18 protein-coding genes are annotated in these 21,998 nt (G+C 43.3%); 7 read left to right on the top strand and 11 right to left on the bottom strand.

Features of this window, described 5'->3' with window-relative positions; genetic code table 11:
- Window positions 1–215: 215 nt before the first annotated feature.
- Entirely contained in the window at window positions 216–1,421 is a 1,206-nt protein-coding gene (gene emrD / locus NX845_RS10830; protein WP_029222513.1) for a multidrug efflux MFS transporter EmrD, read from the bottom strand.
- A 499-nt stretch (window positions 1,422–1,920) separates the two neighbouring features.
- Between emrD and NX845_RS10825 the strand changes: the two genes are divergently transcribed.
- Window positions 1,921–4,038 (top strand): methyl-accepting chemotaxis protein, encoded by a 2,118-nt coding sequence (locus tag NX845_RS10825; protein WP_017078152.1) that lies wholly within the window; start codon window positions 1,921–1,923, stop codon window positions 4,036–4,038.
- Window positions 4,039–4,196: 158 nt separating this feature from the next.
- Here the strand turns inward: NX845_RS10825 and NX845_RS10820 are convergent, their stop codons facing one another.
- The 5 genes from NX845_RS10820 to dinG all read right to left on the bottom strand — a co-directional run bounded on the left by NX845_RS10820 (window position 4,197) and on the right by dinG (window position 9,110).
- The gene (locus NX845_RS10820; protein ID WP_108123845.1) at window positions 4,197–5,330 is read right to left on the bottom strand and encodes a cupin domain-containing protein; all 1,134 of its coding nucleotides are present in this window, start codon (window positions 5,328–5,330) and stop codon (window positions 4,197–4,199) included.
- A 50-nt stretch (window positions 5,331–5,380) separates the two neighbouring features.
- Window positions 5,381–5,551, bottom strand: a complete 171-nt coding sequence (gene rsmS, locus NX845_RS10815; RefSeq protein WP_004736541.1) for a pleiotropic regulatory protein RsmS — start codon at window positions 5,549–5,551, stop codon at window positions 5,381–5,383.
- A complete protein-coding gene (locus NX845_RS10810) occupies window positions 5,541–6,089 on the bottom strand; it encodes a primosomal replication protein (RefSeq protein WP_029405213.1) in 549 nt (182 codons plus the stop codon). The genes rsmS and NX845_RS10810 overlap by 11 nt, the downstream gene beginning before the upstream one ends.
- 22 nt (window positions 6,090–6,111) lie before the next feature.
- Window positions 6,112–6,891, bottom strand: coding sequence for a TSUP family transporter (locus tag NX845_RS10805; protein ID WP_004736543.1), 780 nt, complete (start codon window positions 6,889–6,891; stop codon window positions 6,112–6,114).
- Between the two features lie 128 nt (window positions 6,892–7,019).
- Entirely contained in the window at window positions 7,020–9,110 is a 2,091-nt protein-coding gene (gene dinG, locus NX845_RS10800) for an ATP-dependent DNA helicase DinG (protein ID WP_065681594.1), read from the bottom strand.
- Window positions 9,111–9,623: 513 nt separating this feature from the next.
- Between dinG and NX845_RS10795 the strand changes: the two genes are divergently transcribed.
- The gene (locus tag NX845_RS10795) at window positions 9,624–10,661 is read left to right on the top strand and encodes a porin (protein WP_065681593.1); all 1,038 of its coding nucleotides are present in this window, start codon (window positions 9,624–9,626) and stop codon (window positions 10,659–10,661) included.
- A gap of 133 nt (window positions 10,662–10,794) precedes the next feature.
- On the opposite strand, the gene NX845_RS10790 is transcribed toward NX845_RS10795, so the two are convergent.
- The gene (locus NX845_RS10790) at window positions 10,795–11,523 is read right to left on the bottom strand and encodes a pseudouridine synthase (RefSeq protein WP_016768423.1); all 729 of its coding nucleotides are present in this window, start codon (window positions 11,521–11,523) and stop codon (window positions 10,795–10,797) included.
- A 339-nt stretch (window positions 11,524–11,862) separates the two neighbouring features.
- Between NX845_RS10790 and NX845_RS10785 the strand changes: the two genes are divergently transcribed.
- Window positions 11,863–14,088 (top strand): NADP-dependent isocitrate dehydrogenase, encoded by a 2,226-nt coding sequence (locus NX845_RS10785; protein ID WP_065681592.1) that lies wholly within the window; start codon window positions 11,863–11,865, stop codon window positions 14,086–14,088.
- Window positions 14,089–14,454: 366 nt separating this feature from the next.
- Here NX845_RS10785 and cspD read toward each other — a convergent pair whose 3' ends face one another.
- Window positions 14,455–14,676, bottom strand: a complete 222-nt coding sequence (cspD, locus tag NX845_RS10780; RefSeq protein WP_004736548.1) for a cold shock domain-containing protein CspD — start codon at window positions 14,674–14,676, stop codon at window positions 14,455–14,457.
- Between the two features lie 586 nt (window positions 14,677–15,262).
- Between cspD and clpS the strand changes: the two genes are divergently transcribed.
- Both clpS and clpA read left to right on the top strand, forming a co-directional pair.
- Complete coding sequence (gene clpS, locus NX845_RS10775) at window positions 15,263–15,583, top strand: ATP-dependent Clp protease adapter ClpS (RefSeq protein WP_004736549.1); 321 nt, start codon at window positions 15,263–15,265, stop codon at window positions 15,581–15,583.
- Between the two features lie 39 nt (window positions 15,584–15,622).
- On the top strand, window positions 15,623–17,896 hold the full coding sequence (gene clpA, locus NX845_RS10770) for an ATP-dependent Clp protease ATP-binding subunit ClpA (RefSeq protein ID WP_004736550.1): 2,274 nt from the start codon (window positions 15,623–15,625) through the stop codon (window positions 17,894–17,896).
- A 385-nt stretch (window positions 17,897–18,281) separates the two neighbouring features.
- On the opposite strand, the gene infA is transcribed toward clpA, so the two are convergent.
- From infA to aat, 3 genes are all read right to left on the bottom strand, one after another.
- On the bottom strand, window positions 18,282–18,500 hold the full coding sequence (infA, locus tag NX845_RS10765) for a translation initiation factor IF-1 (RefSeq protein WP_001040192.1): 219 nt from the start codon (window positions 18,498–18,500) through the stop codon (window positions 18,282–18,284).
- An 81-nt stretch (window positions 18,501–18,581) separates the two neighbouring features.
- Window positions 18,582–19,280, bottom strand: a complete 699-nt coding sequence (locus tag NX845_RS10760) for an arginyltransferase (RefSeq protein WP_004736551.1) — start codon at window positions 19,278–19,280, stop codon at window positions 18,582–18,584.
- A complete protein-coding gene (gene aat / locus NX845_RS10755; protein ID WP_017078161.1) occupies window positions 19,277–19,990 on the bottom strand; it encodes a leucyl/phenylalanyl-tRNA--protein transferase in 714 nt (237 codons plus the stop codon). The genes NX845_RS10760 and aat overlap by 4 nt, the downstream gene beginning before the upstream one ends.
- A 53-nt stretch (window positions 19,991–20,043) precedes the next feature.
- Here aat and NX845_RS10750 point away from each other — a divergent pair, with 53 nt between their 5' ends.
- Both NX845_RS10750 and aroA read left to right on the top strand, forming a co-directional pair.
- Window positions 20,044–20,499 (top strand): glycine zipper 2TM domain-containing protein, encoded by a 456-nt coding sequence (locus tag NX845_RS10750; protein ID WP_260256813.1) that lies wholly within the window; start codon window positions 20,044–20,046, stop codon window positions 20,497–20,499.
- Window positions 20,500–20,661: 162 nt separating this feature from the next.
- Window positions 20,662–21,942, top strand: coding sequence for a 3-phosphoshikimate 1-carboxyvinyltransferase (gene aroA, locus NX845_RS10745; protein ID WP_017078162.1), 1,281 nt, complete (start codon window positions 20,662–20,664; stop codon window positions 21,940–21,942).
- The last annotated feature ends 56 nt before the right edge of the window (window positions 21,943–21,998 follow it).

Genomic DNA, 21,998 nt, shown 5'->3' with positions numbered 1-21,998 from the left:
CTTTGTTGGTTAGGTTTCTTCCAGTGATGTTATTTATAATTGGATTCTGGATATGCACTTTCAGCGTAAGTGTCTGTTATTGTTTTCAAAAAATCAAAGTAATGTTAAATGAAATTGCTGATACGTGAGAGTGGAAGGAATAAATGCGAAACAAAAAAGGGACACGCTTTTCAGTATGTCCCTCTTCGTTGTTTGGGCTGGGTTCGAGTTTTACTTTAGATAGCCAGTGGCATTTCGTTTGAATGGTCAGGTTTACGATTAACCCAACGTAAACCAAGCATGGCGATGAATGACATTGCAATCATCAAGCAACCGAGTGGCAGTTGGTCTTGAGCAGGGAAGAACGATGCCAATAGTGTTGCGATGCCAGCACCTAGATTTTGCATACCACCGAGGATCGCGCCCCCTGTACCTGCGTGGAATGGGAATGGCGAAAGCGCTCCCGTTGTTGCTGCTGGAAATAAGATACCAGCGCCTAAGAAGTAAATCGTTGCACCGCCAATCAAAGTTAATGCTGTTGTTTGACCGAATAGACCCGGTATCAATACCACTGTTGAGCCTACCAAGATAGCAACTAGACCAACATTCAGTACACGGCGCTCACTGCGACGTTGTGCGATGTAACTAGATAGGCCTGCACCGATTAAGTAACCTGGAATGGGTAAGACAAACAACAAGCTTACTGTGGTTGCAGGTAAGCCAAGTACGCCGCCAAGCAACACACCTGCCGCTGCTTCAAATACGGCTACACCAGCAAAGGTTGCGACTAATACCAATAAGAAACCTTGGAAACGTTTGTCAGACAGAACGAATTTGTAGCTGTTGGCAACTGATTCATGTTTGCGTCGTTCTTTCGGCAGTGTTTCCATCATGCTCGTCATCATGGTAATCACAACGGCGATACCAAACAGCGCAAGGAACAAGTAGCTAGAACGCCAGCCGAAAGCTTCTGTTAGGTAACCACCCAATACAGGAGCCATCAATGGTGAGAAAATCACACACATGCTAATTAAGCTGTTTGCACGGTGCAGTTCTGCGCCTTCAAAACAGTCGCGAGTCAATGTACGAGACATCGCACCGCCACAACCGATACCCAAACCTTGGATAAAGCTACCCGCTAAGAACCATTCATACTCGTGAGCGAACAATGCCACCAGAGTGCCGATGATGTAGATGATCAAACCAATCACGATGATCGGTTTACGACCTAGGCGATCAGAAAGTGGACCGTAGACAAATTGCGACAGACCATAAGGGATCAAGTAACACGCCATCACAGCTTGGAGTGAAGACGCCGAAACCAAGAACTCACCTGACATATGACCGATAGAAGGCACGTACATCGTTTGAGTCATTTGACCTACAGCAGTCAGAATAGCGATTAAAAAGGTAAGTTTCGCTAATGGAAACGAGGCGGACATTTGCGTATCTCTCCAAAAAATAAAGACGTAAAAAGCCTTAGCGCTCCTTTGAGGAGAGCCAAATGAATAAAGTGTTCAGGGAATCTAGGCGCGAGATATTAGATCTTGAATGCCGAGTTAGCAATCAAAAAGTGTGAAGTTGATCAAGATAAAAATCTATAGTTTGGATTATTAAAACTAATCCGAAGTTACTGTGTTCTCAAAGATCAAAAGGGGGAATGTTTTTCCTAGAAATTTCGATGCTATGGTTATGCCTAAAGTGTTAGTTCAATAGTTACATGGCCCATGATGGCGTGAATACATTTAGTTGAAATCACAGAAAAAAGGCAAAAGACACGGCCTATTAACATTTATGTAAACTTTCGTTTTATATGTAAGCAATTTGTGCTGTAATTATCCGCTAAGCTATTCGTCAAACTTATTTACATTGTGCTCTTCAATTCATCTCAATGTGGTAGTTACGGTTATGGAAGTCTTTTGGCTTAAATAAGGATATTAAATGCGCTCACTATCGGTACAGTGGAAAATCACCCTGCTTGCAGGCTGCTGTCTAATCATTACTTCACTGTCTCTTATTGGTTTTTCAATCTATAACGCGACCAGTAACCAACAAGTCATCAAATCTCAAAGCTCAGAATCAGTTATCAATAAAACTCAGCAGTTGCTGGCGTCTGTTTCTCAGCTTAATGCTCAAGAAACCCAACGCTATGTAGACGAAGCGGTTTACCGCGCAGAAATGTTAGCAGCCAGTGCTCAGTTTCTAAAGAACAATGCGGATGAAAACTTTACCCCAAGTGAAGAGCTTCGTACTGCGTTAGATGAAATGGTTCGTCGCTCAGTTTTGAACTTTGATTCTATTCAAGGTGCATATTTAGTTTTCCAACCTGATTTACTTGATGGTGAAGATGCGAATTATGTCGATGCGGACTATGTTGGATCTAATGAAAAAGGTCGTTTTGCTCCTTATTGGAAGGTGGCGGATAACGGCGAAAATGTTCTAGCGAACGTTCTGTCAGAACCTATCTTGAGCGATGATAGCAATAGCGAACGCTTTTATTGTCCTTTGTCTTCAGGGCAAACGTGTATAAGTACTCCACGAGTCGTGAACAGCGGTGGTACTGCATTACTTACCTCTTCAATTTCAGTACCTATCTTAGTTGATGACGTTGCTATTGGCTTCTTAGGTATTGACCTAAGGCTAGATGGCTTGACCAGTGTGGTAACGCAATCAGATCAAAGCTTATTTGATGGCGCTGGTGCCGTTTATGTTGTCAGCCTAGACGGTTCGGTTATTGCTTCAGATGACTCAAGTATTGCAGTCGGCTCGGTCTTTCAAAGTGACAATACCAACAGTGATTTAATGACTGACTTTATTTTCGGTGGTGAAGTGACGACTCAATGGAGTGAGAATGGTGAGTGGTTACTCGCATTTGCTCCTGTTACCGCGGCGAACCAAACTTGGGGCGTGTTGTTTGAGATCCCGCGTGAGAGTGTGGTTGCCGATGCTAACCGATTGGATTCAATCATTAGTACTAAAGTAAGCGAAGGCATCCAAACGGAAGTGATTGCAGGCGTCATCTTTATTCTTTTTGGTTTAGCTATTATCGCGTTTTCTTCATTGTCTATTGTTAAGCCTATCCGACAGGTAGTCGAAAGGCTCAATGATATCGCTTCTGGTGAAGGTGATTTGACTCAGCGTTTGGAAGTGAAATCTCAAGACGAAATTGGTCAGTTATCACAAGGGTTTAACCTGTTCTTAGACAAGCTTCAGCACACGATTAAAGAAGTGATTCAAACCACTGAGCAAGTAGCGAGTACGACAAGCCAAGCTAAGGCATCAGCATCGAGTACACGTGAAAGCAGTGAATCTCAATTTAAAGAAGTCGATCTAGTGGCAACAGCTGCAGAAGAGATGACTCAGACTGCTGGCTTAGTGGTACAAAATGCAGAAGTTGCAGTTGATGCTGCTTGTGAGGCGAACCGTTCTGCTCGACAAGGGCAACAAGTCATCGAACTCTCAGCTGGAGAAATGAGAAAGCTGGTGGAGCGTATGTCGAGTGCTGTTCCTATTGTTGAAGAGTTAGCTAAAAATAACGGTAACATCACCGAAATCTTAAGTGTTATTGAAGGGATCTCTGAGCAAACTAACTTACTAGCATTGAATGCAGCGATTGAAGCGGCGAGGGCGGGTGAGCAAGGGCGAGGTTTTGCTGTTGTAGCTGATGAGGTAAGAAACTTAGCAAGTCGTACGCAATCATCGGTTGGTGAAATCAGAGCGGTGATCGACAAGGTTCATGCTGGAACTCAAGATGTTGTCGAAGCGATACAAGAAGGTAATATCTTAGCCAACGATACTGCGTTACATGTTCAAAATGCAGTTGAAGATCTTGGTTCGATTTTCACTTCAATTGAAGAGATCAGCGATATGAATAGCCAGATCGTGAGAGCAGCAGAAGAGCAGCAATCGGTTTCCGGTGAAGTGAATCAAAGTGTGGTTAACATTCGCGACTTAAGTGCGAAAATTTTGGAACAAGCTGCAGCTTCTGAGCAAGTGGGCAGCGAAATCGAGCAACTATCTCAACAGCAACAGAAATTGGTGAATCAATTCAAGGTCTAGTAGTTGAAGGTCTAGTTGTTCACGGTTTAGCTATTTAAGCTTAGTTGACTGTTGAATAGAAAAAGGGACAAATGAAGATTTCATTTGTCCCTTTTTTGTTTTTCTAAGGCTATTAGGTTCTAGGGCTCGGTGATATTCATCAAAATCAATTAACCAAGTTAGTCTTCGATAAACCAGTAACCTTTGTTTACCAATTCAGTCACGACAGTGACACCTGAAGGAGTCAAAGTGGTTGCTGAGTTAATCACCGAGTCATCACACAGTACGTTTAGTAGCGATGAATCCGCTTCTTCAACCTTGACCACTTCACCATTGATGTAAGCCGTGTTGCCTTCATTCTCATGGTAGAGCGCTTTTAAGCCCGATACTCGACAGATCTCGCCTTCTGACTCTAAGTGCTGAGCGATCTCTTCTTCTGTCCATAATGGCTCAGGAGCGACGATATCAAGCTGGTGGCGTGATTGACTTAGTAAGCATCCCATGAATTCGCTGATGGTTTCAGGTTGCTCTAGTGCAGATTTCAACATGTCAGTGAGATTGCTTAAATCCGATGAACGAATCTTGCCGTAACCATCTTGCGTTTTGAATTCTGGATCGTGAAGATGAACGTCACCCATATCATGAGCAAGTACAAAATCGGCGAAGTTGCTGATTAGCTCTTGTTCTTTAGGGGAGCGATAGCCAATAGAGTAGCTCATTGACGGCTCTAACGTGTTGCCTTCATGCGGGAAACCCGGTGGGATATAAAGGATATCGCCCGGCTCTAAGGTTTCATCAATGATCGGTTCAAAACCTTCTATTTGACGAAGTGCAGAAGCTTGGACTGTCTCTTTGTATTGGCCAACATCTTTCGCGCCAACCTTCCACTGACGTTTACCTTGACCTTGAATGATGAATACATCGTATTGATCAATATGGGGGCCAACGCCACCTTCTGGTGCTGAGTAGCAGATCATTAGGTCGTCGAATAACCAGTTTGGTAAAGCTTGGAACGCTTCTGTCAGCTGATTTGCACCTTGGTGCCAGTGGTTCGCTGCTTGAACGATCAATTGCCAATGTGTTTCAGTTAGCTCGCCAAATTTCTCTTCGGAGAATGGACCATGTTCTGCAGTCCATTGGTTGTCGAGGTTAGAGACAAAGCGAGAATCCACTTCTTCTTCCATCGATAAACCAGCAAGTTCTTCCGGCGAAATTGGGTCGACGAAGTTTTGGAAGCCACCTTTTAAGATGGTTGGTTTTTTATGCCAGTAGTTTTCAAGAAACTCGGGCATAGAAAAGCTAAGTTGGTACATGTGAATCCTGTATGTTTTTATGCTAGATGCTAGATGCTAGATGCTAGATGCTAGATGCTAGATGCTAGTTTGGCTTGTAAATCTTGTTGGACAATCTTAATTGCTTCTAACGCCACTTTTGGGTCGATTTCGTTGCTTTCGAGCAGATAGATCAGGTCGACAGCTAACTTAACTTCTTCTGGCGCATTATCCAGTGGTGATGATGTGTTATCAGTGTTCATTTCGCTTAGGGTTCTCTAAGTTAATCAGTCTCTCAATATTTTTCATTGAGTCTTCACAGCGTTCTAATCGTTCTTTTGCTAATTGCCAAGCCTCGTCCGCTTTTTTCTTACTGTGGCGGGGCGCAGAATCAAACGCTAACTTTCGTACTCGTACTAAATCGACCAGTCGTTTTTGCCAATCTTGGTGCTGAGCGAGTTCGTTGTATAGGTCGTTGAGATTTTTGCCTGACTTACTTTTTCGGTCTAAGCGTAAATCATGGTTAGCGAGCTCCCTTTGGATTGCAGCTATCTGGTTAGTCAGCTTTTCCGTCAGGTAGTTGGCCCGAGATGCGGTCAGTTGATTTGTCGCTTGTTCACGAATAATGGTGTTGTACGTTGTTTGAGTCTCAAGTGCGTAGGGCAGTAAAATAGAAGAGCTGCACTTAAATAAGGTTCGGTCAAACAAGGCTTGATGATAAGCACCTCGGGCTTTGTCGACCTGAGAACTGTGCCCAATTAAGGTATCCAGTACACTTTTAAGATTTGAAAAATGGTTCATTTCGCTTCCCATTGGCTGGTGGCTATAAATTTACAAACCACGCTTCGTAAGCCAGTTTAATCGCAAGGACACTCACAACAGTCACAAAGACAGGTCGTATAAATGTAGCACCAAAGCGAATAGCAGAATGTGCTCCAACAAATGCACCAGCCATCAAACAAAGCCCCATGGTTAAACCTAGAACCCAATCAATATGACCGAGAATCGCAAAGGTCACCAAAGAGGTGAAGTTGCTAGTGAAGTTCATCGCTTTAGACAAACCAGAAGCCAGTAAGATATTTAAGCGATAAAGCGCCATAGAACTCACCGTCCAAAACGCGCCAGTACCTGGGCCTGCAACACCATCATAAAAGCCAAGAATGAATCCTTGGTACTTTTGTTTTCTTTTAAGTACCGGACACGGTTTAGGAGACACATTATGGCTCACATCCGGAGTTTTATGAAAAATGGTATAGACAGCAGCGGCAAGAATAACTAATGGCAATACCTTCTCTAACCACTCTGTACTAATGGCATCAACAGTCAGGGTGCCGATTGTTGCACCTATTAATGTCGATATGAATGCATTGGTCCAACATTCAGGTTTGAACAGTTTCTTACGATAGTAAGTAAAAGCTGCAGTTGATGAGGCAAACGTTGCGGCCAGCTTATTAGTTCCGAGTGCAATATGTGGCGGTAAACCAAGCGATAGCAAAGCTGGGACGGTTAACATCCCTCCGCCACCGGCGACAGCATCGATAAAGCCTGCTGCAAATGCAACCAAGGCAAGTATGACCAACATGGTTGGCTCAATCATTTCCATAAATAGCTAGTGTTCTCGTTATCGGCTGTTAGGGCAGCCACATGAATAATCAATGGATTAGTCATGTTGGGTTGTGAATGCAAGGGCCTAGCGATGACAGGCCCATAACTACCTTGAGGGCAGTAAAATTAGTATTTTATTGTTCTTTTAAAAGGCGGTAGCGAATCGAGTAGGGATTTCCCGTATCGCTTCGTGACTATGCGTCTATCAAGGATCGTGACTCTACCAGAATCTCGTTCTTTACGCAGCAATCTACCCACAGATTGAATAAGCTTTTTACTCGCTTCTGGAACAGTAATCTGCATAAAAGGATTACCGCCGCGTGATTCAATATATTCTGAATGTGCTCGCTCTACAGGAGAGGTAGGAACACCAAAAGGAATCTTGGTAATAACGAGGTTTTCAAGTAGCTCGCCAGGTAGATCAAGACCTTCAGAAAAGCTACCCGTTCCAAAAAGGACGCTGGTTTTACCTTGGTCTATCAGCTTTTTATGTTTTTTTAGGATTTCGGTTCGTGAAGTATCACCTTGAACCTGCAATGCCCACGACTTTTTAACGAAATCTGTTGCCAAAGCTTCTGCAACTTTATTCATTTGCCAGTAAGAAGAGAATAAAACGAGATTGGCTTTGTTGTCTTCTATTACCTTAGGCAATATTTCAATAAGATATTCAGTAAACTGAGGTGCTTGTGGTTCGTACTTCATTGCAGGAACAACCAGCTCAGCTTGGTTCTGATAATCAAACGGCGATGCCAAAGCAAGAAATTGTACACCGTCTTCGGCTTTTTGACTGATACCAGCTTGATGGCAGAAAAAGTTGAAGGAGTTGAGTGCTCTCATTGTCGCAGAGACGAGTACTGCACCAACACAACGACTCCAGATCTGTTGGTCCAGTTGCCAACCCACCTCTAGTGGCGAAACATTCACAACGAAATCGCCTTCACTTTCTTTATTCAGTTCAAGCCAACGCGCTAAAGGCGCTCCTTTCTCTCTCTTAGGTTCAGCCATTAAGCGCCAAACCTGAGCAAGGTTTTCTGTCCTTTGTATATAGAAGCCAATTTCTGCAAGCGCAGGCTCTGCCAGTTTTGCTGAAAGCTCTCCGTCTTTAACTCGTTCTGCAATCAGGTCTGCAATCTTCGCAACGGCTTGGCTCGCCTTTTGTGTGAGTTGCTTGAGATCTTTAGATTCATTCTCTAGCCAATCAGGTAAGTCGCCATGCTCGAAGCGATACAAGCCGTCTTCAAAGTGGCTAGCATCAAACTGTTTGCTCATTTGAGTAAGAGTAGGAATCAGCTGTTGTACAGAGTCTTGCAGTTCATTTCTAAATCGATGAACACGCTTTTCGTCGGCGAGGCCTGAAAGCTTAGTGATGGATTGATTCAAACGCTCCAACCACGATGCAGCTCCTTTTAAACTTGCGGCCGCAGAGGAGTGATCTCTGGCTACGTGTGGTAAGTGGTGAGCCTCGTCAAATATATAGATGCTGTTTTCTGGTTCGGGCAGTATCACACCGCCTCCTAGGTCAGCATCTGCCATCACTAAACTGTGATTGGCGATAATCACGTCTGCTTTATCAAGCTCTGAACGTGCTTTTTGGAAAGGGCAGTCTCTATGAGTCGGCATACTGTTGTTACAGCTGTGTTTATCACTGACGATCATCTGCCAGATCATATTGTCGACAGGTTTTGGCCAGGAGTCGCGATCACCGTCCCATTTGCCTTGGGTTAGGCTGCGGTACATGGTTTGGAGTTGTTCGATATCTTTCTTTTTTGGCTTAGATTCGAACATTGCCATTTGTCCGCCATCAATTTGTCCACCATCAAGCCCACAAGCAGCGGCTAACTTCTCGGAGCAACAATAACGTTGTCTACCTTTCGCTAATATAAAAGAAAACTCTCTATCAGTAAGCCTTCTATATAGAGGGAGATCTTTATTGACGAGTTGTTCTTGTAGGGCAACCGTAGCTGTCGAAATGATGATTTTTCGATTATTTAGCACAGCGACAGGAATCGTTGCCATGAGATAGGCGAGTGATTTCCCGATTCCTGTTCCCGCCTCGGCAACAATCATACGATTACTTTTGTGGTATTGACCACAAAGTGTCTTAGCTATTTCTGCAACTAGGTAATTTTGAGCACGTCGAGGTACAAAGTTGTCCAACTGATCTTGGAGGTTTTGATAACTGGTGCGAATGGATTTTTGAATTTTAGTAGTTAGCATACTGTGACCTACATAACGGAGCGAGGATAGTAGCACATATCACTAGTCGGTACATTTGCGGCGAAATAGCTTGCTTTTGAATCAAAGGTAGATCTTGTTCACAAAAAAAAACTGAACCATCAGGAACTTAACGATTTTATTTATGTTGTGAAATATAAATATTAAAAAAGACTGACTTGCAGGTGTTAAGTTCTGATTTGTTGTCTAGATTCGGTGTCTAGTGGTTTTAAATTCTGTTATATTCTTTTTTTAGATTATTATATTTCCTGATAAAACCAAGGATAAGTTACTCGTAAAACAATGAAAAAAAATGTAAGTTATTGATTGTAATTGGTTTATGTTTTTTTTAGATGTGTTTTTAGTTTATTTGACACGCAGGATAATCTTTTGCAATCTAGACCTCGAAATTTAATGACGGTGATTAACCAACAAAGAGTGGTAATGACCAGTCATAAAAAATAAAAGGGAACCGGGCAAGGATCTCCCATTCTTAGAAAAGGCAGTGGATTTATTATGAAAAAGACTCTATTAGCGCTAGCTATCGCAGCGGTATCAACTTCTGCATTCGCAGTTGAAACAAGTTCTCAAAACTCTAAGCCAATGTTTGAGTTTGACGACATGCATAAAGACCAATTCTCAGTGTCTGGTGCATGGGGTGTCGGTGGTTACTACGATTCTTACTCTGGTGCAATCTACGATGATTGGGCTACAGCTTTAACTCTATCGGTAAGCTTCAAAAACAACCGTTGGGTTGGTTACTTTGAAACTGACCTAATGGTTAACTACATCTCTGACACTAATGATTTCGCTAAAGTTAAAGAAACTTACGGTGCGATCGAGTCTGGTCCAAATACAGACGTAGATAAAGCATGGTTAGGTTTTGACACTGGTTTTGGTGTAGCATCTTTCGGTTGGGAAAATGACACAGCTCTAGATAAAGTTGATGGCGCTGGTGATATGACTTACGAGTTTGGTGCTTCTGCTGGCGATGCATCTGATGCTTTCAACGTAGTTAAGTTCCAAGGTGCTACTTCTGGTTTCGCTTACGGTGTTTCTTACTTTGAAACAGACGAAAGCCACGCTGCTGCTGACAAAGGTGTGAACGGTTACGTTGGTTTCGAACACGAAATCTTTAACATCTACGCTGGTTACGAAGACCGCGATGAAGCCGACTACACAGTAACTTCAGTTTCTGGTAACGTTAAAGTTGGCGATACAGTAAAACTAGGTTTCAACTCTTGGATTGATGAAGGCAACAAATCTGGTGCTGACACAACTGATAAGAAAAATACTGGTTACTACCTATCTGGCGCATTCGATGCTTCTGAGCAAGTAACGGTTGCTGCTGGTTACGGCGCAAACACAACTGAAGAAAACAACACAGCTGATAAAGACTACAGCTACATGAACGTTGCTGTTATGTACACGCACAGCGACCGTCTAGACATGGGTATCGATATCAAACAAGAACTAGACGTTTTTGATGGTGTTCGTACTGATAGCTCTGATGAAGAGACATTCGTATTCGCAGCTGCTTACTACTACTTCTAATAGTCTAACTCTTAGTTAAGTAACGCTGTAAAAGCCAGTCTTATGACTGGCTTTTTTGTGCCTTAAATTTATCAATGCATATAAAAAAAGACCGCTATGTGAGCGGCCAGTCATTTGATTAAAATGGTGTATTTTAAATCTCTTTCCACTCACCAGGCTGAAGCTGACCTACGTTCATGTTGCCCATTGAATAGCGAATAAGTCGCAGGGTAGGGAAGCCGATATTTGCTGTCATTCGTCTCACCTGACGGTTACGCCCTTCAATGATAGTAATCGCTAACCATGTTGTCGGTATTGCGGCTCTGAAACGCACTGGAGGGGTTCTTTCCCACACAACAGGTTCAGACATCACCTCAACCTGAGCAGGCAGTGTCATGCCGTCTTTTAGCTCCACGCCTTTTCTCAATTTATCTAAATCTTCCTCAGAAGGTGCGCCTTCAACCTGCACCCAGTAAGTCTTTGGTGATTTTGAGTTTGGTTGAGTTAACTTAGCTTGGAAGATGCCATCATTGGTCAAGACCATTAATCCTTCACTGTCGCGGTCAAGTCGACCCGCCGCGTAAACATCTTTAACCGGAATAAAGTCGGCGAGTGTTTTCCTGCCTTCGCCATCAGTGAACTGGCTGAGAGTATCGAAAGGCTTGTTGAACAAAATGACTTTACGATCTTCGATTGCCACCTTAGGTTTCACGTTGGTAGGTTTGCTTTTATATCGGTGCTTACTCGAGTGCGATTTTTTATGCGAACTACCCGTGTTATTTTTATCACTGCTTCGGTTTTGTCTATTACCGCTTTGTTTTAATGTTGCACCAGCACGAGCTGGTTTGTCTGAACGAGATACGCTGTGTGAGCGAGTAGACATGTTAACTACCTTGCAAAAATGTAAACGAAGTGTGCTGAAAAGTTTTCACTGAAACAGAATTGAGCTATCATTTGCGCGCCTAAAAGACACAAAATAGAACAAGTTGATGGACTCTTAAGCCTGATTTGTTTAATTATACCTTCGTGTTTTATTATAACTGGCTCTTTTATTAAAACAAAGTACCCACGGATTTGGTTCATGCTGTCATCAAGATTGCATGAAAAATAAGATAGAGTACGACTATCGAGTAAGCAGTTTTCACTCTTTGAGTGGCTTACTGGTCAATTTATAACATGCTCACTACTTTAAATGAGCTTGTAAGAACTATAGGGAAATTTCATGCCTACTGAAAAACCAACGATCATCTATACCATTACAGATGAAGCTCCGGCGCTAGCAACTTACTCTCTGCTGCCAATCATTCAATCTTTTACAGCTTCTTCTGGTATTAACGTTGATACTCGCGACATTTCACTTGCAGGGCGTATTATTGCCAACTTCCCTGACTATTTGAACGAAGAGCAACGTATTGGTGATGCATTAGCAGAACTAGGTGAATTGGCTAAGACACCAGAAGCGAACATTATCAAGCTTCCAAACATCTCGGCATCTGTACCTCAGCTTCAAGTAACGATCAAAGAGCTACAGTCAAAAGGTTACGCACTTCCTAATTACCCAGAAGAAGCAAACACCGACGAAGAGAAAGCCGTTAAAGCAACTTACGATAAAATCAAAGGTAGCGCAGTAAACCCTGTGCTACGTGAAGGTAACTCGGATCGCCGTGCACCACTTTCTGTTAAGAACTATGCGAAGAAGAACCCACATTCAATGGGTGCATGGTCTGCAGATTCTAAGTCGCACGTTTCAAGTATGGATGACAAAGACTTCTTCGGTAGTGAAAAGTCAGTAACGATTGAAGGTGCCACAGAAGTGAGCATCGAATTTGTTGGCAAAGATGGCGCGAAGAAAACACTGAAGCCAGCTTTTGCACTACAAGATAAAGAGATCATTGATGCGTCAGTGATGAACAAAGCTGCTTTGGTTGCGTTCTTTGAGAAAGAAATCGCATCGGCTAAAGAGCAAGGCGTACTGCTTTCTCTTCACATGAAAGCGACGATGATGAAAGTGTCTGACCCAGTGATTTTTGGTCATGCGGTTAAGGTTTACTACAAAGACGTATTCGCTAAGCACGGTCAGCTGTTCAACGAGTTAGGTGTTGATGTAAATAACGGCATCGGCGATGTATACGCAAAAATCGCTGCACTTCCTCAAGATCAGAAACAGGCAATCGAAGCTGACCTACAAGCAGTATACGAAACTCAGCCTCCACTAGCGATGGTTGACTCAGACCGTGGCATTACTAACCTACACGTTCCAAGTGACATCATTGTTGATGCATCGATGCCTGCAATGTTACGTTCTTCAGGTCAAATGTGGGATCCAGAAGGTAAGCAAAAAGATACGAAAGCAATGATTCCAGATCGTAGCTACGCGAGCATCTACCAAGCGGTTATTGATTTCTGTAAAGAGAACGGTGCTTTCGACCCTACAACGATGGGCAGTGTACCAAACGTTGGTCTAATGGCTCAAAAAGCGGAAGAGTACGGTTCTCACGATAAGACTTTCATCCTTGAAGCTGCTGGTCAGGTTCAAGTTGTAGACGCTTCAGGTTCAGTGCTTCTTGAGCAAGACGTAGAGGAAGGTGATATCTTCCGTATGTGTCAGGTTAAAGATGCACCAATTCAAGATTGGGTTAAGCTAGCGGTTACTCGTGCTCGTGCATCGGGTGTTCCTGCGATATTTTGGCTAGACGCGTCTCGCGCACATGACGCTCAGCTTATTGAGAAAGTAGAAGCTTACCTTCCTGAATACGATACTAATGGTCTTGAAATTAAGATCCTTGCTCCACTTGAAGCAACTCAATATTCATTGGTTCGTATCAAAGAAGGTCTAGATACTATTTCTGTTACAGGTAACGTATTACGTGACTACCTAACGGATTTATTCCCAATTCTAGAGCTTGGTACGTCAGCTAAAATGCTATCGATTGTTCCACTAATGAACGGTGGCGGTCTGTTTGAAACCGGTGCTGGCGGTTCTGCTCCTAAACACGTGCAACAAGTAGAGAAAGAGAACCACCTGCGTTGGGATTCTTTAGGTGAATTCTTGGCATTAGCGGCATCTCTAGAGCACCTAAGCGTAGTCACTGGCAATGCTAAGGCACAAGTTCTAGCTGACGCGCTTGATAAAGCAACGGGCGAGTTCCTAGATAAAAACAAATCTCCTTCACGTCGAGTAGGTGAGCTTGATAACCGTGGTAGCCATTACTACCTAGCAGCATACTGGGCTAAAGCGCTTGCTGAGCAAACGGTTGACGCTGACCTTGCTGCTGAGTTTGCAGGTGTGGCAAGTCAATTGGCTGAAAGTGAAGAAGCTATCGTTGCTGAGCTAAACAACGCTCAAGGTCCAGCAGGCGATTTAGGTGGTTATTACCTACTTGATGATGCATTGGTTTCATCACTAATGCGTCCAAGTTCAACACTGAACGCATTCATTGGCGCATAGTGATTAGACTCACCGTTAGCAAATTATGGTCATGATTTACTAACGAGTTGCTTGGTCTGACAGTTAGATCGTAGACCAAGACAAAACGAAAGACGCTTTAACGATAACGTTAAAGCGTCTTTTTTGTTTATTCATAATGCTTTCCTAGACCTAGACCTAGACCTAGACCTAGACCTAGACCTAGACCTAGACCTAGGGGCAAACATCGCTCGAGCGAATTGTACTGTGAGCAACGTTATAGCTTCTAGATCGAAAAACCGCTCATTTAATCCTGTATTAGAGGTATCAAATGAGCGGTTTCAATATTCTGCTTACCTGTCAGCCGTTAATTAGGACTGATGGAGGTCAACATGATTTGGCCATCGCCTATTTAGCGGCGCTGCCTTCTACAGGAACAACAGAGCTAGCGTGCGAGCCTTTAGGTCCACTTTCTACTTCATAGTCGACCTGCTGACCTGCCTTTAAGGTTCGATAACCTTCCATCTGTATTGTGGAGTAGTGCGCGAAAATATCGCCGTCTTCACCTTCTGGACAAATAAAGCCAAACCCTTTGGCATTGTTAAACCATTTTACTGTACCTGTAGCCATGCTATACATCCCTCATGCATTTTGTTACTAACGTTGTTATATCAATTGTTGTAAGTGCGATTGATATCATTCCTACCAACTAAAGAATTTCAGCTGATAGCTTGAATCTCATACATTGCTTACGGAAATTAACGCTACCCTGCGTAATTATTCCTTATTGGTCACTCTTAACGCGTATTACTCGATTTCGAATCTTGTTATAAAGTTGTATCAGAAAAACCTTTTAGCTCCAATGTAGCTAATGATTGAGCGCAGTCAATAGTAAATTGGTATAAAAGTGATCAATTTTAATAACAAATCACATTCGAGATTAACTGCAAACTATTAACTAAATAGTAACTTAGCGGTAATCTTATCGTTAGCATCAATAGTTATGGTGTCTTTTTAATCAATCACATATGTTAATCCTGTTAATAGAGATCTTTTATTTGCAGCGATGGAAATGGTGGATTAGGCTCAGTATAGAGGAATATTTTTTGGTACTGTTTCTCGGTGCAGTTTCTTAGTACACCGTAATGCGTGAATGTGGTAAATTTGAATGACGTAACACTCACGACTTCCGAAAAATAACTCTTAGCAAAGCGATATGAGCAGAAACTTTGAATGGGCATCTCCAGGCTCAGATTTACTGGAGAAAGAAGAGACAAAAGTAAAGCCACCGGCGATGTATAACGTTGTATTGAATAACGATGACTACACGCCTATGGACTTTGTAATCGAGATCCTAGAGCGATTCTTCTCACTAGATATCGAACAAGCAACGGAAGTGATGCTCAAGGTTCATTATGAAGGTAAAGCTATATGCGGCACATACAGTGCTGAAATAGCGGAAACAAAGGTAGCGCAAGTAAAGATGTACTCAAAGGAAAATGAGCATCCGCTACTATGTACAATGGAGCAAGTATAAATTGCTCGAACAACACTGTTGTTCCCTTAGGAGGTACTTATGCTAAATAAAGAATTAGAGACGAGTTTAAATGGTGCATTTGCTCGTGCGCGAGACAAGCGACATGAATTCATGACTGTCGAACACCTCCTACTAGCATTATTAGAAAATGATGCGGCCAAGGAAGCGCTCCAAGCTTGTCAGGCTGATCTCGATGCTCTTCGCAATGAGCTCGATATTTTTATCGATCAAACAACCCCACTTATCCCAGAAAGTGACGAGACTCGTGAGACTCAGCCTACGTTGAGCTTCCAACGAGTACTTCAACGTGCTGTTTTTCATGTTCAGTCTTCAGGTCGTAGCGAAGTTACAGGTGCAAATGTACTTGTGGCTATTTTCAGTGAGCAAGAATCTCATGCGGCATATTTACTCAAGAAAAACGACATTAGCCGCTTAGATATCGTTAACTTTATTTCTCATGGCATTACCAAAGCCAGTAACGAAGGTGATAGTTCATCACCGTCTGATTCATTTGGTGGTGCAGAGAATGCAGAAGAAGCTAACTCTGAAGATCGTCTAGAAAATTTTGCAACTAACCTTAACGAAGTAGCGAAACAAGGTAATATTGACCCGCTTATCGGGCGTGATAAAGAGCTCGAGCGTACGGTTCAAGTTCTATGTCGTCGTCGTAAAAACAACCCTTTGTTAGTGGGTGAAGCGGGTGTGGGTAAGACCGCAATCGCTGAAGGTCTTGCTTGGCGTATTGTTGAAGGTCAAGTGCCTGAAATCATTCAGAGTAGTGTGATTTATTCTTTAGATATTGGTTCACTTCTAGCTGGGACTAAATATCGTGGTGACTTTGAGAAACGTTTTAAAGCGATTCTTAAGCAACTAGAGAAAGAAGAAGACGCAATCCTATTCATTGATGAGATCCACACCATTATTGGTGCAGGTGCAGCATCGGGTGGTCAGGTTGATGCGGCAAACTTAATTAAGCCATTACTAAGCAGCGGTAAATTACGTTGCATCGGCTCAACGACATACCAAGAGTACAGCAGCATTTTTGAGAAGGAGCGTGCTTTAGCTCGTCGCTTCCAGAAAATTGATATTATTGAACCATCGTTAGATGACACAACCAAGATTCTGATCGGTTTGAAGCCAAAATACGAAGCTCACCACGAAGTGCGTTACACCAACAAAGCGTTGCGTGCCGCTGTGGAGCTGTCAGCTAAATACATTAATGAACGTCACCTTCCAGATAAGGCAATTGACGTGATTGATGAAGCCGGCGCTCGTAGTCGTTTGGCACCAGCAAGCCGTCGTAAGAAAACGGTAAGCGTGGCTGATATTGAGTCAATGGTTGCGAAAATGGCTCGTATTCCTGAGAAGTCAGTATCATCTTCAGACAAAGATACGTTACAGAAACTGGATGACCGCATGAAAATGTTGGTATTCGGACAAGACCCAGCGATCGATGTATTGAGCGAAGCGATTAAGCTGACTCGTGCAGGATTGGGTGCAGACAATAAACCTGTTGGTTCATTCCTATTCGCTGGTCCTACTGGTGTAGGTAAAACCGAGGTGACTGTACAGCTGTCTAAGTTGATGGGTATTGAACTGTTGCGCTTTGACATGTCTGAGTACGGTGAGCGTCACTCTGTGAGCCGTTTGATCGGTGCTCCTCCTGGTTATGTTGGTTATGACCAAGGTGGTCTGCTCACTGATGCTGTAATCAAGAATCCACACTCTGTTGTGTTACTTGATGAGATAGAGAAGGCTCACCCAGATATCTTTAACTTGTTACTACAGGTGATGGACAACGGCACGCTAACTGACAACAACGGTCGTAAAGCGGATTTCCGTAACGTGATCCTTGTGATGACGACCAATGCTGGTGTTGCTGAAACTGAGAAGAAATCGATCGGTTTGATCCAGCAAGATCATGCGCCAGACGCGATGGGTGAAATCAAAAAGGTATTTACACCTGAGTTCCGTAACCGTCTTGATAATGTCATTTGGTTCAACAGCCTTGATCCAAGTGTGATTAACCAAGTTGTCGACAAGTTCATTGTTGAGCTTCAGGTTCAACTGGACGCTCGTGGCGTGTCTTTAGAAGTTTCTGAGGATGCTCGTCATTGGTTAGCTGAAAGAGGTTATGACAAGACTATGGGTGCGCGTCCTATGGGACGAGTGATTCAAGAGAAGCTTAAAAAGCCTCTTGCTAATGAATTACTGTTTGGTAGTTTGGTTGACGGCGGGACGGTTAAAGTATCCCTGATTAAAGACGATCTAGATTTCATCTATGTTGGTGCTAAAGAAGAGGTTATGCATTAAGCTTATTTCTTAATAGCTTAAGCTGTTGCTGACTGCTTATTGAGAGCGCGGTACAGCTAATCACGATAATAAACGCATGACTTCGGTTGTGCGTTTTTTTTAGTTATAGAGTAGCTGAAACAAAGAGAAAGCTGTGGATTGGGTTGTGGCACTGTTTGACCATAAACCGTTTATGCTGGCTAACCTACGCATATACAAACAGCGATTGGTGACACTGTTATTGGTGATACAGTTATTAGGAAGTGTATTGCAGGGGAATGTTACGAGAGACTGAAGGTGTTGTTGGGGCTCTTGGAGAGCTAACCAGGTGTTTCTTTAGTCTTTGTTTGGTCGATAAAAAACGGAGCATCAAGCTCCGCTTCTTATCGTATTCGGTAATTAAAAATTAACGAGCACGGAAGACGATGCGGCCTTTAGAAAGGTCGTATGGAGTCATCTCAACAGTTACTTTATCACCAGTAAGAATACGGATGTAGTTTTTACGCATTTTACCAGAGATGTGTGCTGTCACTACGTGACCGTTTTCAAGCTCAACACGGAACATCGTGTTTGGTAGAGTATCAAGGACCGTGCCTTGCATCTCGATTACGTCTTCTTTAGCCATCTAATCCTCTTTCGAAATTTGGCGGTTTTCAACGGCTTGATTGTGCCGTTAAAATCAAAATATGTAAAGTTGTCGCGTATTCTACCCTTGCCACCGCTGATTTACTAGCCTTTGATGACGTTGAAATCGTACTTTATAGTTCATCGCAGGACATTCATCGATTTGATAACCCAAATATAACCACTGTTTCTGTTCTTTCTGGGCGTGCTGGATTTGAAACAGAACACCTAGTGTTCCCATAGAGATGTCGATATCAGGATCGAAGAAGGTATAAAATGCGCTTGTGCAGTGAGACATCACATCAGTGACGGCGATGCCGACTAACTGGCTATCATCATAGATGTGCATGAACTTTGTGGCAAGCCATTCATTTTTAGAGAATTGTAGAAACTCTTCTTTTTTTGGGGGATACATGGTTCCGGAACGGTGACGAGCGGTTATATAGCGACTATATAAGTCAAACCAGTTGTCATCCATCTCGTCTTTCAATTCCCAACGTAGTGATTTGGCTTTGTTGAGGATTCGTCGTTGGCTTTTGGAAAACTTGACCTCGGGAATCGAGAGGCGAATAGCTTGGCACGCAGAGCAATTATCGCAATGTGGCTTATAAATGGTCGCTCCACTGCGGCGAAATCCGTTGGCGAGCAGAACTTCATAATTATCTGAAGTATGCATGTGTTCATCAAGCGTGACTGCCACTCTTTCTTGAAGATGTGGCAGGTAGCTGCAAGCATGGTTATCGGTCAATCCAATTCTGATTTGTTGTAAATCTGAACTCATGAAGGCGTTCCCTCTAGCCATTGTGATTTAAAACATCCATCGCTAAGTTGATTTTCTTTAAGTATTTTCAAAGCACTAAGGAACTCATCTCTTTCTACTTCGATAGCGCCCAAGGATTCCAAATGAGGGTTCATGACTTGGCAATCGATGAGCTTTCCTCCGAATCGTGTAAAGTGTTCACAAAAGTACCAAAGTGCAATTTTAGAGGCATTGGTCTTCAGACTAAACATCGATTCACCACAAAAGACTTGGCCTCTTTGTAAACCGTAAAGTCCGCCGATAAGCTCGTCGCCTTGCCAAACCTCAACGGAGTGGCAGAAGCCTAATGAAGAAAGTTCGCGGTACGCTGACTGCATGTCACCGTTTAGCCAAGTTTCTTCTTCGGGTCTTAGCGAGGAGCAGTAGCCAATCACTTTGTCTGTCGCTTGGTTGATGCTGACACGGTAATTATGCTTTCTTTGAAACTTTTTAAGACTTTTTGACGGTTCGAATGTCTTAGGATTAAATACCGCTCGTGGTGCTGGGCTCCACCAAAGTATAGGCTCCCCTGGGCCGTACCATGGAAATATACCTTGGCTATAAGCGTTTAAAATTCGCATGGGTGACAAATCACCACCGAAGGCGAGCAGGCCGTTAGGTTCATCAAGCGCGTCGAAAGGCGAAGGAAACTCTATACTAGTAGTATCAAGTTCGGTTAGGTATATAGTCATAAGTACCGCGTTACAGATTAATCACTGACCAAGAGGTCTTTAGGAGTTTTACCATGAAAAAGTTGCTTTGGATTTTACTTGTTTTGCCCATGTTGGCAAATGCAGCTTACAACAGAAACCAAGCTCGACCGGTTAATGAGGTCGTTTATGGTGAGATTGACACGGTCAGATACATTACCCAACAAGAGATCGTAGAGTCGAAAGCGAATGGTTGGGAAACCTTGTTAGGTGCGGCTATTGGTGGCTTGATAGGTAATCAATTTGGTGGCGGTACCGGCAAAGAAGTCGCAACGGCCGTCGGTGCAGTGGCGGGCGCCGGGATTGCTCGCAATCGAGGTAACACACAATACAAAGTGGAATATAAGCTCGTCGAGTTATTGGTCAAAACTAAAGATGATAAGTTGGTTAACATCATTCAAGACGTCGATAACTCGATGTTGTTTAACCAAGGTGATGATGTGCGAATTCTCTATTTTTCAGATGGCGTTCGAGTTGATCTAGTGTACTAGTATGTAAATGTGTTTAGTTGGCTAATTAATCGCCTTTATCGAGGGGATTAGCTCTGGAGTTCATTGGAAAAGTTCGTTAGTCTGCAAGTACGAAGAATTATTCATCACCCGAAAATAAATACGCGCCAGTGACTTCGGGTGGTACAAGGACTATAAGATTTAATGGAAAGCCTTACGTTACAACCAATTCAAAAAGTGAGCGGGGAAGTTAACTTACCTGGCTCAAAAAGTGTTTCCAACCGTGCGCTTCTTTTGGCAGCACTTTCAACTGGAACCACGCGCCTAACAAACTTACTAGACAGTGATGATATTCGCCATATGCTGAATGCTTTGACGCAATTAGGCGTTGATTATCAGCTGTCTGCAGATAAAACCGTCTGTGAAGTGACGGGTGTGGGTGGTGCATTCTCAAGTGACAAAGCCCTAGAGCTTTTCTTAGGCAATGCGGGTACGGCGATGCGCCCGCTGGCTGCTGCACTTTGTTTGGGGCGTGGTGAATATGTTCTGACTGGCGAGCCTCGCATGAAAGAGCGACCAATCGGTCACTTAGTGACTGCACTGCAAGAAGCCGGCGCCGACGTTGAATACCTAGAAAACGAAAATTACCCACCATTGAAGATCACGGGTACTGGCCTTAAAAGCGGTACGGTTTCAATCGATGGTTCTATCTCTAGCCAATTTTTGACGGCATTTTTGATGGCTGCGCCTTTAGCTGAAGGTGAGGTAACAATTAAAATTGAGGGTGAATTGGTTTCTAAACCTTACATCGATATCACGCTACACATTATGAAACAATTTGGTGTGGATGTGATCAACAATGATTACCAAGAGTTCGTAATTCCGACTGGGCAATCTTACTCAGCACCGGGTGATTTCTTGGTTGAGGGTGATGCATCATCTGCGTCATACTTCCTTGCAGCCGCAGCGATTAAAGGCGGTGAGATTAAAGTAACGGGTATTGGTAAAAACAGTATCCAAGGTGATATCCAATTCGCTGATGCGCTTGAAAAAATGGGTGCTGAAATTGAATGGGGTGACGACTACGTTATCTCTCGTTGTGGTGAGCTGAAAGGCATTGATATGGACTATAACCATATCCCAGATGCAGCGATGACCATCGCAACGACAGCTTTGTTTGCTAAAGGTACAACGGCAATTCGTAATGTTTACAACTGGCGTGTGAAAGAGACCGATCGCTTAGCGGCGATGGCGACAGAGCTTCGTAAAGTTGGCGCAGAGGTCGAAGAGGGTGAAGATTACATCATCGTTAACCCTGTTGCTCAACTGACACATGCGGCGATCGATACCTATGATGATCACCGTATGGCGATGTGTTTCTCGTTGGTGGCGTTGAGTGATACACCTGTGACAATTAATGATCCAGGTTGTACTTCAAAGACTTTCCCTGACTACTTCGACAAGCTGAAAATGCTGAGTCAATAAAAATGCTAAGCATATAACGGTCCAGGAAGTAAAAAAGCTTGCCTAAATGGCAAGCT

Source organism: Vibrio sp. NC2, assembly GCF_025195005.1.
GTDB classification, from domain to species: Bacteria; Pseudomonadota; Gammaproteobacteria; order Enterobacterales; family Vibrionaceae; genus Vibrio; species Vibrio splendidus.
The sequence above is the reverse complement of the archived record's forward strand: the minus strand, read 5'-3'. Positions and strand labels throughout refer to the sequence as shown.

Coding starts and splice junctions, on each gene's coding strand:
- emrD (WP_029222513.1), bottom strand. CDS start 1,421: ATGTCCGCCTCGTTTCCATTAGCGAAACTTACCTTTTTAATCGCTATT.
- NX845_RS10825 (WP_017078152.1), top strand. CDS start 1,921: ATGCGCTCACTATCGGTACAGTGGAAAATCACCCTGCTTGCAGGCTGC.
- NX845_RS10820 (WP_108123845.1), bottom strand. CDS start 5,330: ATGTACCAACTTAGCTTTTCTATGCCCGAGTTTCTTGAAAACTACTGG.
- rsmS (WP_004736541.1), bottom strand. CDS start 5,551: ATGAACACTGATAACACATCATCACCACTGGATAATGCGCCAGAAGAA.
- NX845_RS10810 (WP_029405213.1), bottom strand. CDS start 6,089: ATGAACCATTTTTCAAATCTTAAAAGTGTACTGGATACCTTAATTGGG.
- NX845_RS10805 (WP_004736543.1), bottom strand. CDS start 6,891: ATGGAAATGATTGAGCCAACCATGTTGGTCATACTTGCCTTGGTTGCA.
- dinG (WP_065681594.1), bottom strand. CDS start 9,110: ATGCTAACTACTAAAATTCAAAAATCCATTCGCACCAGTTATCAAAAC.
- NX845_RS10795 (WP_065681593.1), top strand. CDS start 9,624: ATGAAAAAGACTCTATTAGCGCTAGCTATCGCAGCGGTATCAACTTCT.
- NX845_RS10790 (WP_016768423.1), bottom strand. CDS start 11,523: ATGTCTACTCGCTCACACAGCGTATCTCGTTCAGACAAACCAGCTCGT.
- NX845_RS10785 (WP_065681592.1), top strand. CDS start 11,863: ATGCCTACTGAAAAACCAACGATCATCTATACCATTACAGATGAAGCT.
- cspD (WP_004736548.1), bottom strand. CDS start 14,676: ATGGCTACAGGTACAGTAAAATGGTTTAACAATGCCAAAGGGTTTGGC.
- clpS (WP_004736549.1), top strand. CDS start 15,263: ATGAGCAGAAACTTTGAATGGGCATCTCCAGGCTCAGATTTACTGGAG.
- clpA (WP_004736550.1), top strand. CDS start 15,623: ATGCTAAATAAAGAATTAGAGACGAGTTTAAATGGTGCATTTGCTCGT.
- infA (WP_001040192.1), bottom strand. CDS start 18,500: ATGGCTAAAGAAGACGTAATCGAGATGCAAGGCACGGTCCTTGATACT.
- NX845_RS10760 (WP_004736551.1), bottom strand. CDS start 19,280: ATGAGTTCAGATTTACAACAAATCAGAATTGGATTGACCGATAACCAT.
- aat (WP_017078161.1), bottom strand. CDS start 19,990: ATGACTATATACCTAACCGAACTTGATACTACTAGTATAGAGTTTCCT.
- NX845_RS10750 (WP_260256813.1), top strand. CDS start 20,044: ATGAAAAAGTTGCTTTGGATTTTACTTGTTTTGCCCATGTTGGCAAAT.
- aroA (WP_017078162.1), top strand. CDS start 20,662: ATGGAAAGCCTTACGTTACAACCAATTCAAAAAGTGAGCGGGGAAGTT.